Source organism: Providencia sp. PROV141 (assembly GCF_028481645.1).
In the GTDB taxonomy this organism is placed as follows: Bacteria; Pseudomonadota; Gammaproteobacteria; order Enterobacterales; family Enterobacteriaceae; genus Providencia; species Providencia rettgeri.
This window is the reverse complement of record NZ_JAMPPR010000001.1, coordinates 1-13,967: the sequence shown is the minus strand read 5'-3', so window position 1 is coordinate 13,967 and position 13,967 is coordinate 1. Positions and strand designations below refer to the sequence as shown.

The following is a 13,967-nucleotide window of genomic DNA, read 5'->3' as shown; positions in this document are numbered from 1 at the left end:
ACTAACGTCGTCTAGCTATGGATACGCTGAATATGCCCCAGTTATCAATTGATTGGTTTAGTTTTTCAAAGCCCGCGTCTTCAACTAAAGTATCCATTTCGCCTTGGCTACGACAACGCATAACCCATGCTTGGCCACCTTGGTGGCTTGGTAGTACCCGAGCAATCATTTCAACTTGAGGGTGCCATGGCTGGCAAGTATAAATTAATAGCCCGCCAGATGGGATAGCTCGAGAAAGTCCATTTAATGAAGCTTTTATCATTTCATTACTGGGGAACAGTTCATACAAACCACTGACAATGCCAATTGTTGGAGATGGTGAAACCGCGGCTAAATCATCGGCGTCAAAAGCATTACCTTCAGTAAATTGAATTTTATCTTCAAGGTAACGTTCCTTAATATGTAACTGTCCTTGTTCAACATTGATAGGGCTATAGTCTCTTAATAGGACAGACTCAACTTTGCTATAATCATTAATTGCATCAAAGATATAACGACCTTGGCCTGCGGCAATATCCATAATTCGAACAGGGGTACCTGTCTCCGTGAGGTCACGAATCGCTTGCCGAATAATATTTTCAATATTCACTTTGCGTTGGCGTATTCCTTGCCAGCCTATACTGTTGAGATATTGCCTATCAATCACACGGCCAAATAAGCCTTTACCTTGGGCTTCGTCGCGGTATACGTAATCGAGAGTTGAACCTGAATCAAACCCTTTATCATAACCAATGCGAATACCTTCAGAAGCTTTGCCTAGTGTGCTCATTGATTTGCCCATAATTTTATAAGCAAGATTTTTAGGGCACCATTTAGGCAAAGGAGTCATGAGCGAACGATATTTTTCAGCACTGACACTCCAGATATCCTCATATTGATAATTATGTTGGTAGCGCGGTAAGGCGAATAATTTTCCAATAAAATCACGGATTTTTTCAATTGGGATATGGCGTTCTTTTTCACCTAGCGTGTCGTGATAAAAACCGGGCAATATATGCTTTTCTTTTATTGGGGTATTTAATTTTTCAAAAAACTGATGTTGAGGTCGATGGTGGACAACGTGGTCACTACCTGAAATAAATAATTGAGTTGGTAAGGTAATTGCACCTGCATCGGCCACTATACGTTCAGCTGTTTTATATAATTCAAGTAAAATATTGACGGCAATAGGGCGAGTGATCAATGGGTCGCGATTAAACGAATCAATTCGTTGTTCATCATGAGTCAGAAATTTAGCTTTGACATAGGAATTCACATAGAACAAACCGCGAGCCTTTTGCATTAAAGCAAGCCCTGCTCGGGCAAATGGAACATACAATTTAACCTTAAATGCAGGAGAGGCGAGTACCATTCCACGAATTTTGGGGGCGTAATCATGAACCCAAGCGGAGACAAGGACGGCCCCAACACTTTGCCCGATAACAACGATATTTTCTAAGGGAATATTATATTGGGAGGAAATGTGATGTACGAATTCATCGACATCATTGACAGACGTGCTTAGTGAAGGGCTATAACCTCGAGGGCCATCATTTCTACCATGGCCACGGGCATCCCATGCAAACATCGCATAGTCAGGTAAATTGAGTTCATCGACTAAATGGGCGACACGGCCAGAATGTTCATGGCCACGATGAAATAAAATAATCGCTTTGTTGGTCGAAGTCTCTGTTGGCCAATGTCGATAAAAAAGAGAAGTATGGTCACTGGTGGTAAATTGGGACTCAATAACGGGACGTTGCGTCAGATAATCTGTCTGAGCGTTCATAATTCTTCCTTAATTATTATTCGCCGATGCAGATAATTCACAAAGTGCACGACGAATACGGTTATAGCAAGTATAAAACAGCAACAAAGTTAAAAGGATAAACAGATAACTTACCCAACTAGAAAATATGATTTGTGGAAAAATACTCACAAGCAGCCCTAACGCACCGAAAATAAAGGCTCGATCACTTTTACCAATAGGGCCGTCATAGCGACGAGACGCACCAATTGTTTGAGTGATAACACCAATAAATTCAGTTAGTAGCGTAAGAAATAGAATGAATAAAATAAGCCAAAATGCTTGAGGGAAAATAACCGCAAATGGTAGGTATAGTGCGATATCTGAAATAACATCACCAAGCTCATTCAAGATTGCACCAAGGTGGCTTTTTTGGTTGTGCTCCCTTGCTAACATGCCATCTATCGCATTGAGTGCCATACGAATAAACAGTACGAAAGGTAATAAAATAAACAGGTGTGGGTTTGGAATGAACAGTAATAGCATTCCGCAGATCACAGACAAAAGTAAAGCTGCCAAAGTGACTTGATTAGCCGTAACACCCGCACTAAATAGCTTACGAACAATTGGACGAAGAAGATCTTGAAATTTAGGTTTCAGATCGTAAATGGTCATTGAGTATTCCTTTCTCATCACTGCACTTAGATGCAGCATTGGGATATATCAATACCCGATTGATGGATGTCTGCAATAAGAGCTATCTTAAGTTAGGAAATAACCAAGGGACGTTATCTAGTAATTTCATCGACGATGCCACGGTAACTATTTGAATAGAAAAGCAAAAAATACGTCATAAAAGCTAAAGAGAATGGATTTATTGGTATTAAGGAAAAACTGATTAACCAATATGATACTCGATCAGGCCAATATCCTCTGTTTATCGATTTTTGAACGCATTCGTTTAAATTGGCTAGGTGTCATGGTGGTCATTTCTTTGAATTTTCGACAGAAAGCGCTGTGATCGGCATAAGCACACTTACTGGAAATTTCAGTAATTGAAAAATCATCGTCGAGTAGTTCAATTGCATGTTCAAGGCGCATTTTTTGAATATATTGTTGAGGGGTTATCAAAAAAATAGCTTTAAACTGGCGATTCAATTGAGAAAGCGAGAGGCCAGATATGTCAGCCAGAGTTGTCATTTTTATTGCGGTATCGAAATGCTCACTAATATAACGTTCAACACGGCTAAGTTGGTTGTTTAGCTTAGGGCTGACCGATTTCACATCTTGTAAATCCACTGAAATACCTGCAACTCCAATAACTTGGTTACGTGTATTAAAAATAGGAACCTTAGTCGTTAAACACCATCCCAACAAACCCGCTTTATACAGGTGAAGTTCAAGTTTATTAATGACGCTAATTTTCTTCTCCATCACTAAATAATCTTGAGAACTATAGCTTTGGCCTAGTTCTGAATGAAATATATCCTCAGCACATTTACCAACTAGATGATTAACGCTATCGATTTTACAACGGGTGGCTAAATTATCATTGGCCAACACATACTTTGCATTATGGTCTTTCACAAAGAAAGTCACATTCGGCAAGGTATTAATGAGGGGCATCACTAAGCCTAAATGATTTAATAGAACATCAATATTATCAACAGGAAACAGCATATTTTCCTGACTAATCAATAACAATTTATTTAGATTGATCATGCTGCGCTCCGAAATATTAAATTAATTTTACTAATTCTGTTAAATATTTTTAGATTGTGCAGAAAAGCGCATAAGTTTGTTGGAAAGATATCAAGAGTTGTTAACAAAAATCAAGCATTCTATTAACAATGATAATAGATAGGGTGCTAACCAATGCAATATCAATATAACAAAATTGAAGTTATCGATTCCCATACTGCAGGCGAGCCAACTCGGCTCGTTATCGACGGATTCCCTGATTTAGGGCAGCAAAGCATCGCATCAAGACTGGAGATATTACGCCATCAACATGATGTATGGCGTAAAACCACCATTTTAGAGCCACGAGGCAATGACATTTTAGTGGGTGCTCTATTGTGTAAACCACAAAACCCAGCAGCAACAGCCGGTGTGATTTTTTTTAACAATCAAGGTTACTTGGGAATGTGTGGCCACGGCACTATCGGTTTAGTGGCTTCATTGCATTTTCTCGGCCATATCACTTTCGGTAAACATCTTATCGAAACCCCGGTAGGAGATGTCACGGCTCATTTGCATCAAGATGGCAGTGTGAGTATTCAGAATGTTTATTCATATCGTTATCGCAAAGCGGTACAAGTTAATGTTCCAGAACTCGGCACCATTACCGGGGATATTGCTTGGGGCGGAAATTGGTTCTTTCTTGTTGAGCAGTCACCAGTCGCTATTGATTACCAAAATATTAAATTACTGACAGAAGTCAGTTTAAAGATTAAGCAAGCCTTATCTGATCAAGGTATTTGCGGTAAAGATGGCCAAGAAATTGACCATATCGAATTATTCGGTTCACACCCCGAGGCCAATAGCCAAAGTTTTGTGTTATGCCCTGGTGGCGCCTATGACCGCTCCCCTTGTGGAACAGGAACAAGTGCCAAACTTGCCTGTTTAGCCGCGGATAAAAAGCTGGCGGCTGGTGACATCTGGCATCAAGCCAGTGTGATTGGCAGCCAATTTCAGGCCAGTTATCAACAGGCTGATGAAAACGGCATTATTCCAACTATTCGTGGTCATGCCTATATCAGTGGGAAAAATACCTTATTGATAGATGAACAAGATCCATTTCGTTTTGGAATTTCAGTGGCATAGGGGAATGAAATGGAACGCAAATATCCAGTGATTGTAGTGGGTGGCGGCATTATTGGCTTGAGTATTGCACTGACAGTGCAAGCTAATGGCTCACAAGTGCTGTTGCTTGATAAACATGAAATTGGCCAAGGAGCCTCATTTGGCAATGCAGGGCATATTGCGACAGAACAGGTTTTTCCGATTGCGGATCCGAGCGTTTTAAAATCAATTCCGAAAATGTTACTTGACCCACTGGGCCCTCTGCGCCTGGACTGGCGTTATTTATTACCGCTAACACCTTGGTTAATAAAATTGTTGGGTAACATGCGCCATAAGCCTTTTACCCATATTCATCACACATTGATGACACTAAATAGTGCCGCTTTCGATTCATGGCAAGCATTTATTCAGAAATGGCAATTAAATGACCTTGTCAAAATGAAGGGGTCACTATTGGTGGCAGAGAAAAAAGAGACGCTCGATAAGCTAAGCCAGCACAGTGAGTATCTACAAAGTATTGGTGTGACTAATCAATTGATTGATCAAGATGCGCTATTAACGCGCGAACCTGCTTTATCTGAAAGCCAAATTGGTGGCATTTTTTACCCCGATACAGGCCATGTTGTGGATTTATGTGTGTTACACAAAAAACTGACAGAAGCTTTTATCGATGCGGGTGGGCAAGTATTAACCCACTGTGAAGTAACAGAAATTACATCAACGTCGAATCAACAAGCGATATTGACAACCACTCAAGGGCTGTTTACAGGACAAAAAATAGTGATTGCAGGGGGCGCATTCTCTAAATCGCTAGTCAAAATGGTGAGTCGTATCAAAGTGCCACTTGAAACTGAGCGTGGTTATCATTTGATGTTGCCCCATGAGTTAGGTCGATTATCGATACCAGTATCAAGTATGGATAGGCGTTTTATTATGACGCCAATGTCTCAAGGGTTACGCCTCGCAGGAACCGTAGAATACGCAGGGTTAAAACGTCCTGCAAATATGCAGCGAGCTCAACATTTTCTCCCATTAGCGCAACCCATGCTAAAGAAAACATTAAATAGCCAACAATCTACATCATGGATGGGATTTCGCCCATCTACGTCTGATTCATTGCCTGTTTTAGACCATAAAGGTCCTTATATTTTTGCATTTGGTCACCAACACTTGGGATTAACCCAAGCGGCGATCACCGCAGATATTGTGAATAGTTTTATCCATCATCAGCCGACAAGTATCGACTGTACTCCTTTTTCCATTGAACGATTTCTTTAATTTTGAGGAGAATTCAAATGAATTTCCATGGCATTCTTGTTCCGTTAGTGACTCCATTTCATGATGATTTAACATTAAATATCAGTGCACTTGCTGAATTAACTGAAAAACTTATTGAGCGGGGTGTGACGGGGTTAGTGGTTTGTGGGACAACAGGGGAGTATTACGCATTAAACGAAGATGAACGTAAGACCGTGCTGTCAACCGTTTGCAAAATTGCCAAAGGACGAGTGACATTAATTGCGGGTATTAATGATTTATCAACCGAGGGGGCAATTGCACGTGCGAAACAAGCTCAAGAACTCGGTTATGAAGGGTTAATGCTGTCGCCACCGCCATATAGTTTGCCGGACCAGCAAGGGGTATATGCCCACTATGAAAAAGTCGCAAAATCAACACCATTACCCATTATTATGTACAATTTCCCAGCTCGGATTGGTATTGAAATTGACATTGAAACGGTCATTAAGCTAGCCGAAATTGACAATATTGTCGCTATCAAAGAAAGCAGTGGGAACTTTAGTCGAGCACTGCATTTATTACAAACACCATTCAAAAATTTTGAGGTCATTTGTGGTTGCGATGATCAACCAGTGGATTTCTTCTTTTGGGGTTCCAAAAGTTGGATTGCGGGAGCGGGTAATGTATTTCCAGCAGAGCAAGTTGCTATTTTTAATGCTGCACAAGCGGGTGACTGGCAACAAGCCAAGCAGATTATGAATGAAATTTACCCTGCAATTTACTCAATGGAATCAGGGGATTATAACCAAAAAGCCAAGGCGGGTTGCTTGAATGGCACATTCAATGTAGGTCCGGTTCGTTTGCCTCTGTCAAATATAGCGTCTAAAGAACGCGATGACTTTATTAAATTAATTAAGCGCTAGGGGGAAATATGACTCTTACCCAGCAGCAGGTATTTGAACGTGCAAAACAAGGAAAACTGTGGGCAGGCAATTTAATTGCAGGGCACCCAGAACAGCAAAATAGATTAGAAAACCGTACCCCAATCGACAACAGCATTATTGGTTTTATTGCAGATGGCGATGCTAACGATATTAATGTCGCGGTACAGGTGGCGCGTAGCACGTTTAATCAAGGTGAATGGCGCGGGTTATCGCCGCAAGAACGTAAAGCTATCATGCTTAAATGGGCTAATCTGATTGAAAAACACAGTGAAGAACTTGCAGCGCTAGACTGTATTGATGCAGGTAAGCCTATCACTGAATGCTTAAATACTGATTTACCTGCAACGATTGACACCTTTTATTGGTATGCCGAAGCGATTGATAAACTGTTTGGCAAAATTGCACCAACAAGTCATCAAGAATTGGGGTTAATAGTGCATGAGCCTATTGGTGTGGTGGGCGCGGTATTACCGTGGAATTTCCCTGCTCAAATGTTTGCGTGGAAAGTGGCTCCGGCTCTTGCTGTAGGCAACTCGGTGATAGTGAAACCGGCCGAATTGACCTCATTAAGTGCGCATCGCATGGTAGAGCTGGCCTATGAGGCCGGTATTCCTAAAGGCGCTTTAAGTCTCGTTTGTGGATTAGGTGAAAAAGTCGGGGAAGCGCTTGGCCGCCATCATGATGTTGATATGGTGTCATTTACTGGTTCAACAGATGTGGGACGCTTATTTTTAAAATATTCCGCCGAAAGTAACTTAAAAGAAATTGTACTCGAATGTGGCGGTAAAAGTCCTCAAGTAGTGTTTGAAGATGCGAATATTGAGGCGGCAATTCCACATATTATGGCGGCGGCTTTCTGGAATATGAGTGAAAATTGTAGCTGTGGTTCTCGCTTAATTGTGCACGAAAGCATCAAAAAAATACTATTAGAGAAGCTTGCCGTCGCCATTAAAGAATGGAAAGTCGGAGACCCAAGGCAAGCAGATATTTCAATTGGGCCAATGGTCGAACAGGCTCATTTTGAGAAAGTAAAATCCTTTTTAGATATCACGTTAAAAGAGGGAGGAAAATTAGTTGCGGGTGGAAAAATTCATCATGAATTGGGGGCTGGATGGTATATCGAACCGACAATTTTTGATGAAGTCACGCCTGAAATGTCGCTATTTAAGTATGAAGTTTTTGGCCCTATTTTAGCCGTCACATCGTTTAAAACTGATGATGAAGCGGTCGCTTTAGCCAATGATACTCAATATGGCTTAGCCGCCTCATTTTATAGCCAAAATATTCACCGAGCCATGCAAAATGCACAGCGTATTAACGCGGGTACCGTTTCAGTCAATGGCTTTAGTGAGGGCAATATTACAACGCCGTTTGGTGGTTTTCGTCAATCAGGTTTTGGCGGTAAAGACAACGGCTTAGAGGCATTTGAACAATATACTCAAACGAAGGTTATCTGGTTTATCCATCAATAAAACGTTGGCCGGAGTCCCCTAGTGGACTCCGGTTTTTTTTACCCTGCAAATACAAATAAACAATTACAATAACGAAGGAGTACAAAATGGAAGCCATCGTTAATACAATCGTTGGTTACATCTGGGGTAATGCATTAGTGGTATTATCGCTAGGTGTTGGGCTCTATTTTACATTAGCAACTCGCGGTGTACAGTTTCGCTATCTCATTAAAATGGTCTGTTTGTTAAAGGAAAATAAAGCGTCAAAAGAAGGAATTTCCTCCTTCCAAGCATTCTGTTTAGCATTATCAGGACGAGTTGGGGTGGGGAATATCGCCGGTGTAGCGACAGCTATTGCTGCGGGTGGTCCTGGCGCGATTTTCTGGATGGTTGTCATGGGGTTATTAGGTGGAGCAAGTGCGTTTATCGAATCAACACTCGCTCAAATATACAAGCAGCGCTCTGATGGTCAATACCGTGGCGGTTCGCCTTACTATATCGAGAAAGGGTTAAAATTGAAGCCATTTGCCATTATGGTAGCTGCTGTTATTTGCCTATCTTATGGCGTACTAGTTCCGGGTATTCAAGCCAATACTATAGCTGACTCCTTTCAAACTTCATTCAACTTACCTCCAATTGCGACAGGCGGCATTGTGACAGTGCTGATGGCATGGCTAATCTTTGGCGGTGTAAAACGTATTGCGAGTGCTGCGGATAAAATCGTACCAATTATGGCGTTAGCTTATATCGTCATGATGGTGATCATCTTGGGTAGCCATTACGAACAAGTGCCAGGAATGTTCAGTTTAATCTTCCGTAGCGCGATGGGAATGGATGCCGTATTCGGCGGTATTATTGGTACGGCTGTTTCATGGGGGGTGCGCCGCGCGGTTTTTTCCAACGTAGCAGGTGCGGGTGAAGCTACATTTAGTTCTGCGGCAGCCGAAGTAAGCCATCCTGTAAAACAAGGGTTAATTCAAGCATTTTCAATTTACATTGATACTGTTGTTGTGTGTACAGCATCGGGTCTAATGATCCTTGTCACGAATATGTATAACGTTTTTCCAGACGGTTCGGCAACGGCCTTAGTCGAATACGTTCCTGGGGTTGCTGCGGGAACCGCATGGACACAAATGGCGGTATCAACAGTCTTTACTTCCGCAGGGTCGGGATTCGTCTCAATCGCCGTATTTTTATTCGCATTCACAACATTGATGGCCTATTACTATATTGCAGAAACCACAATTGTTTACCTTGATAGAAAATTACGTTACCCCATTCTAAAACTGATACTGAAGTTTGTATTTTTGATTATTGTTTTTATGGGAAGTGTTCAGTCAGTCAGTTTAATGTGGAGCCTTGGCGATATTGGGTTCGGTAGTATGAGTTATCTTAATCTTATCGCCATTGTCTTCTTGTCAAAACCGGCGCTACGGGCACTGCGTGACTTTGAACGGCAGGAAAAATTAGGTGTTGATCCAGTGTTTGACCCGAAAGTGGCCGGAATAGAAAATGCAGAACTCTGGGAAGATATTAGCCGTGAATACCATGCGCAAGGAATAGGTATAGAACCGAAAGAGAAACAAAATAAAGGGATGGCATATCAAGAAGAAGAGGGTAAAAACTAGAAGAAAAATGGCGGTGAGGGAGGGATTCGAACCCTCGATACGTTGCCGTATACACACTTTCCAGGCGTGCTCCTTCAGCCTCTCGGACACCTCACCGTTTTTCTAAATCTGTTGTGGAGTAGGGAATAAAAACCTGCTCTGCAACGGGGCGCTACTATAGGGAAAATAGCGTCTTACGTCAACTCCCTATTTATCCTTTTTCCGACTTTTGTTGCTGTTTAGCTAAATAAAAAACAATTTGATTATTATCTAATCTCAAATGTTATCGGCTAAGGTTAATAATACTTTTAATGTTAATTTAAAACGGCAAGTCACAGAAGTAAAAACCGTTAGCTAGTTAACAAAATTCTGATTGTGTACAGTGTATCGGCTTGATTAACTTGAAAAGAAATCCCATTCGGCACACTCTGTTAGAAACCAAAGAGGAGTTGCCATGAATATTTTATTTTACCATCCATTTTTTGATTCAAAACAGTGGATTGACGGCATGAAAGCACGCTTACCACAAGTGAATATTCGCCAATGGGAAAAAGGGGATAACCAAAGTGCGGATTACGCCATGGTTTGGTTACCGCCTTATGAATGTCTCGCTGGTCGCAGTGATTTAAAAGGAATTTTCGCTTTAGGCGCGGGTGTGGATGCTATCTTAAAACAAGAACAAGATAAACCAGGGACCCTGCCAGCTGGGGTTCCCGTAATGCGTCTGGAAGACACGGGTATGGCGATTCAAATGGAAGAATACGCTTGTGCAAAAGTGTTAAGTTACTTTCGTCGTATGGATGAATATCGCCAATTACAATCACAGCGCCAATGGAAGCAGTTACCAGCCTACCAACATGAAGATTTTGTTATTGGAGTGATGGGCGCAGGGGCATTAGGGCAAGCAGTTGCAAAGCGCTTAGTCAGCTTTGGTTTTCATGTAAGAACATGGAGCCGCTCTGAAAAACAACTTGATAACGTAAAAAGTTATTTTGGTCATGACCAGCTAGCTAATTTCCTTTCTGGTACCCGTGTAATTATTAATCTGTTACCAAGTACTCCAGAAACGGTGGGAATTTTAAACCAGCAACTATTTAGCCAGTTAGAGCAAGGGGCATATGTTATCAACCTTGCACGAGGCGCCCATCTGATTGAACAGGATTTGCTTTTAGCCCTCGAATCAGGACAAATTGCAGGTGCTGCACTTGATGTTTTTGCCAGTGAGCCGTTGTCGCAAATGCACCCGTTCTGGACACATCCCCGCATCGCTATCACCCCTCATGTTGCTGCTTTTACAAAACCGAAAGAAGCTATGGATATGATTGTCAGCAACATCCAACGTATCGAAGCAGGGCAAGCGCCTGCTGGTGTCGTTGATATGCAACGCGGTTATTAGTCACTTCTTTGCTGCAAGTGGTCTTTATGACCACTTGCAATTACCTCCCCCTAATATCTTTCCTATTTTTTCGATATACTGAAAGTAACTGCTTTGGTCACGAGGTGTGACTACTGAATCTGTAAAATAGGATAATATATGAACGAATTTTCAATCGTCTGCCGTATTTTGGGGACACTATTTCAACGTAGTCCCTCTGATAGCCTCGTAAAACCGCTTATTGATATGATTGCTCAAGATAAATTAAAAGCATCATGGCCATTGGAACAAGATGAGTTGTGGTCACGCATGGCAAAAGACCTCGATGTCAATGCAGTTAATGCGGATTACCAAGCCCTATTTGCGGGGGAATCTCCTGCAGTTTCAATGTTAGCGAATGATTACGATTCTGAAATTACAGAAGCAGAAGTTCGCGAATTTTTAACCGTTAGAGGAATGTCCCTGACGAATGCGCCTGCTGACGCTTTTGGCGCGTTGCTACTCGCGGCTTCTTGGTTAGAAGACCAAGCGGCAGAAGATGAAACCGCCGCTCAAGAAGAATTATTTGATAGCTATATTCTTAGTTGGTATGGCAGCTTTTTAGGTAAAGTTGAAGCGCATGCAACCACTACCTTTTACCGTACTTTAGCTCAAATTACGCGTGATGCAGTCATTGCTCTGCGTGATGAGCTTGACTCAGAAACTGAATAATCGTGACACTGTCACTTTTTATGGTGATGTTACTGATGTTTTAGTTAGCGCTATTGATTAATAATTTTGATTGAATATAAAAGGCAACAGATTTTCCTGTTGCCTTTAATGCTTTTATCAATCGAAATTATTTATGGTTAAAATTAATCAACTAATGGAATGACCAGTTTACCCGGTTTAATTTCAAGCCCTTTAGCGAGTTTTTTCGCGGTTGCTTCAGCCGCGCCATTATCAGGATTTAACACATAAACAGGTTGAGTTTCAAAGAAAGTTTCAAGGGAACTATTCAAGTAAGGAATAACCGCTGACATCGCTGTATCCATATTTTCTGGCATCACTTTGTAACTGCTAATATTCAACTCTTTTAAGTAAATTGAACCTGTTTTGGCGTCAAAATAAGGGCGAGCAGTGAGTGTCAGGTTAATTTGTGCTTCTGCTTTACCAATCAGCGAGTCTAATTTAACGGTTGCATCCCCCGTTAAAGCAACTTTTCCTGGTTCACTGCGGCCAATTTCTGATTTTAAATTAGCGAGTTGAATATCCGCATCAGCAAAGCCCGTAATACCGACCTTATGGTCATATTTTACTTTATTAGCAAGGTAATTATTAATTTGTGACTCACTAATACTAAACTCAGATAATTGACTACAACCCGATAAGAGAGTGAGAAAGCCTACCATAGCGGCGATTAAAAACTTCTTCATAGAGACTCCTTTTACAGTAATACCGCTAGTTTAGCGCATTACTGCCCACTCAACATGACTGTTTCAATTTTTTTGCGGTTAAATTGCTTATGTAGCGCCCATAAAGTAATAAAACCGATGATTCCTAATAAGAACCATGGAAGTTGAGGTAAGTTCCATTGGTGACCAATATCGTACATCCAGCCGCCGCCGGTATAACCGACAGCTCCACCTAAAGCAAGGCCTAAGCGGCTAAACCCCATATAGCTGCCTCGGGCTCGAGGGTCAGCAAGAGAGGCACTCAATGTTTCTCTCGCTGGGTCTGCAGTTACCGTACCTAAATAAAATAGGCAAATAAGGGCGAATAGCGTATTGAGAGAGGTTGTCATGCCAATCGGAAACATGCTGAGACTCATTAAAAATAGCCCGGCCATAAGCCGTTGTTCAAGGCGAAAGTGTTTTTCGCTCCAACGCGCAATGGGATAAAGCAATGTTAAAGATATCGCTGCTTCAATCGCATACATCCATTTGACGGCAGTGGGTGTGCCTGCTAATTCATTGACAACAATAGGAAACATAAGCATCACTTGTACTGACAACATAAAATAGCCTGCCAATGTGACCACATAAGTTACAAAACGTTTGTCTTTCAGTACGCGTCCCATGCCTTCTTTAATGGGGGTTCTGACGGTTGAGATTCGATAAGCAGGTAATAACCAAGCATTGCAGATAGCAGCAATAATAAACACCGCAGCGCCAACCCAGCAGACATAATGGAAGTCATATTGTAGTAGCCAACTACCAATCAAAGCACCGATAACTGCACCAGCACTGTCCTGCATTAACAGCAAAGAATAAAAACGACCACGTTCATACGGGCGAGTTAATTTAATAACTAATGCGGTTCGTGGAGGATCAAACAAGGTTCCACCCAGTGCCGAAAGTACGCAAGATAGCCATAAAACCCAAGGGTCATGGGCCACCGCCATCACCGCAAAACCACTGGCACGTAATAGCATTCCAATGACAATCATGGGCTTCGCACCAAATCGGTCAGCGATAGCACCGCCAAAGATACCTAAACCCTGTTGAACAAATTGACGAAGTCCTAAGGCAAAACCAACCACCACAGCGGCCCAACCCAGTTGATCAACAAAACGAATAGAAATAAGCGGAAAAACGACAAAAAAGCCTAGAACAACCAACATGTTGTCAAGCAAAAGAAAATACTTGCCAAGGCTTCTTGCCCGTGACACTTGCGCCATGAGAGACACCATTAGAAAAATAGCAAAGGGGAAATGTTTCTTAAAATCAGATAGTAATAATATCAGTATAATAGGGTTCAATAGATGATATTTTTTTATCATAGTAACGTGGGGTATCGATGATTTATTTTTATCAATAAATATTCGTCATACTTCGCTCT

At 41.6% G+C, this 13,967-nt stretch carries 12 protein-coding genes and 1 tRNA gene; 7 read left to right on the top strand and 6 right to left on the bottom strand.

Features of this window, described 5'->3' with window-relative positions; genetic code table 11:
* Window position 1: 1 nt before the first annotated feature.
* From PSF09_RS00065 to PSF09_RS00055, 3 genes are all read right to left on the bottom strand, one after another.
* Window positions 2–1,768: a bifunctional alpha/beta hydrolase/class I SAM-dependent methyltransferase gene (locus PSF09_RS00065; RefSeq protein WP_272665009.1), complete on the bottom strand. Its 1,767-nt coding sequence runs from the start codon at window positions 1,766–1,768 to the stop codon at window positions 2–4.
* 9 nt (window positions 1,769–1,777) lie between these two features.
* Complete coding sequence (locus PSF09_RS00060) at window positions 1,778–2,401, bottom strand: CDP-alcohol phosphatidyltransferase family protein (RefSeq protein ID WP_272665008.1); 624 nt, start codon at window positions 2,399–2,401, stop codon at window positions 1,778–1,780.
* Window positions 2,402–2,644: 243 nt separating this feature from the next.
* Window positions 2,645–3,448, bottom strand: a complete 804-nt coding sequence (locus tag PSF09_RS00055) for a helix-turn-helix domain-containing protein (RefSeq protein WP_272665007.1) — start codon at window positions 3,446–3,448, stop codon at window positions 2,645–2,647.
* Between the two features lie 153 nt (window positions 3,449–3,601).
* Between PSF09_RS00055 and PSF09_RS00050 the strand changes: the two genes are divergently transcribed.
* The 5 genes from PSF09_RS00050 to PSF09_RS00030 all read left to right on the top strand — a co-directional run bounded on the left by PSF09_RS00050 (window position 3,602) and on the right by PSF09_RS00030 (window position 9,793).
* Window positions 3,602–4,552 (top strand): 4-hydroxyproline epimerase, encoded by a 951-nt coding sequence (locus tag PSF09_RS00050; RefSeq protein ID WP_272683300.1) that lies wholly within the window; start codon window positions 3,602–3,604, stop codon window positions 4,550–4,552.
* Between the two features lie 9 nt (window positions 4,553–4,561).
* On the top strand, window positions 4,562–5,809 hold the full coding sequence (locus PSF09_RS00045) for an NAD(P)/FAD-dependent oxidoreductase (protein ID WP_272683299.1): 1,248 nt from the start codon (window positions 4,562–4,564) through the stop codon (window positions 5,807–5,809).
* Between the two features lie 17 nt (window positions 5,810–5,826).
* Window positions 5,827–6,693: a 4-hydroxy-tetrahydrodipicolinate synthase gene (dapA, locus tag PSF09_RS00040; protein ID WP_272665004.1), complete on the top strand. Its 867-nt coding sequence runs from the start codon at window positions 5,827–5,829 to the stop codon at window positions 6,691–6,693.
* Between the two features lie 8 nt (window positions 6,694–6,701).
* Window positions 6,702–8,186 (top strand): aldehyde dehydrogenase, encoded by a 1,485-nt coding sequence (locus PSF09_RS00035; RefSeq protein ID WP_272665003.1) that lies wholly within the window; start codon window positions 6,702–6,704, stop codon window positions 8,184–8,186.
* An 86-nt stretch (window positions 8,187–8,272) separates the two neighbouring features.
* A complete protein-coding gene (locus tag PSF09_RS00030) occupies window positions 8,273–9,793 on the top strand; it encodes an alanine/glycine:cation symporter family protein (protein ID WP_272665002.1) in 1,521 nt (506 codons plus the stop codon).
* 8 nt (window positions 9,794–9,801) lie between these two features.
* Here PSF09_RS00030 and PSF09_RS00025 read toward each other — a convergent pair.
* Window positions 9,802–9,889 (bottom strand) — tRNA-Ser (locus tag PSF09_RS00025).
* Between the two features lie 337 nt (window positions 9,890–10,226).
* Here PSF09_RS00025 and ghrA point away from each other — a divergent pair.
* Window positions 10,227–11,168: a glyoxylate/hydroxypyruvate reductase GhrA gene (ghrA, locus tag PSF09_RS00020; RefSeq protein WP_272683298.1), complete on the top strand. Its 942-nt coding sequence runs from the start codon at window positions 10,227–10,229 to the stop codon at window positions 11,166–11,168.
* 138 nt (window positions 11,169–11,306) lie between these two features.
* Window positions 11,307–11,858, top strand: a complete 552-nt coding sequence (locus tag PSF09_RS00015) for a TorD/DmsD family molecular chaperone (protein ID WP_115167313.1) — start codon at window positions 11,307–11,309, stop codon at window positions 11,856–11,858.
* Between the two features lie 143 nt (window positions 11,859–12,001).
* Here the strand turns inward: PSF09_RS00015 and PSF09_RS00010 are convergent, their stop codons facing one another.
* Together PSF09_RS00010 and mdtH are read right to left on the bottom strand one after the other, a co-directional pair.
* Window positions 12,002–12,562, bottom strand: coding sequence for a lipoprotein (locus tag PSF09_RS00010; RefSeq protein ID WP_115167312.1), 561 nt, complete (start codon window positions 12,560–12,562; stop codon window positions 12,002–12,004).
* A 38-nt stretch (window positions 12,563–12,600) separates the two neighbouring features.
* The gene (gene mdtH / locus PSF09_RS00005) at window positions 12,601–13,806 is read right to left on the bottom strand and encodes a multidrug efflux MFS transporter MdtH (protein WP_272683297.1); all 1,206 of its coding nucleotides are present in this window, start codon (window positions 13,804–13,806) and stop codon (window positions 12,601–12,603) included.
* Window positions 13,807–13,967: the final 161 nt, after the last annotated feature.

Excerpts from the sequence above, each read along its gene's own strand:
- ghrA (WP_272683298.1), top strand. The coding sequence starts at position 10,227 with ATGAATATTTTATTTTACCATCCATTTTTTGATTCAAAACAGTGGATT.
- PSF09_RS00045 (WP_272683299.1), top strand. The coding sequence starts at position 4,562 with ATGGAACGCAAATATCCAGTGATTGTAGTGGGTGGCGGCATTATTGGC.
- dapA (WP_272665004.1), top strand. The coding sequence starts at position 5,827 with ATGAATTTCCATGGCATTCTTGTTCCGTTAGTGACTCCATTTCATGAT.
- PSF09_RS00015 (WP_115167313.1), top strand. The coding sequence starts at position 11,307 with ATGAACGAATTTTCAATCGTCTGCCGTATTTTGGGGACACTATTTCAA.
- PSF09_RS00035 (WP_272665003.1), top strand. The coding sequence starts at position 6,702 with ATGACTCTTACCCAGCAGCAGGTATTTGAACGTGCAAAACAAGGAAAA.
- PSF09_RS00055 (WP_272665007.1), bottom strand. The coding sequence starts at position 3,448 with ATGATCAATCTAAATAAATTGTTATTGATTAGTCAGGAAAATATGCTG.
- PSF09_RS00060 (WP_272665008.1), bottom strand. The coding sequence starts at position 2,401 with ATGACCATTTACGATCTGAAACCTAAATTTCAAGATCTTCTTCGTCCA.
- PSF09_RS00010 (WP_115167312.1), bottom strand. The coding sequence starts at position 12,562 with ATGAAGAAGTTTTTAATCGCCGCTATGGTAGGCTTTCTCACTCTCTTA.
- PSF09_RS00030 (WP_272665002.1), top strand. The coding sequence starts at position 8,273 with ATGGAAGCCATCGTTAATACAATCGTTGGTTACATCTGGGGTAATGCA.
- PSF09_RS00050 (WP_272683300.1), top strand. The coding sequence starts at position 3,602 with ATGCAATATCAATATAACAAAATTGAAGTTATCGATTCCCATACTGCA.
- PSF09_RS00065 (WP_272665009.1), bottom strand. The coding sequence starts at position 1,768 with ATGAACGCTCAGACAGATTATCTGACGCAACGTCCCGTTATTGAGTCC.
- mdtH (WP_272683297.1), bottom strand. The coding sequence starts at position 13,806 with ATGGCGCAAGTGTCACGGGCAAGAAGCCTTGGCAAGTATTTTCTTTTG.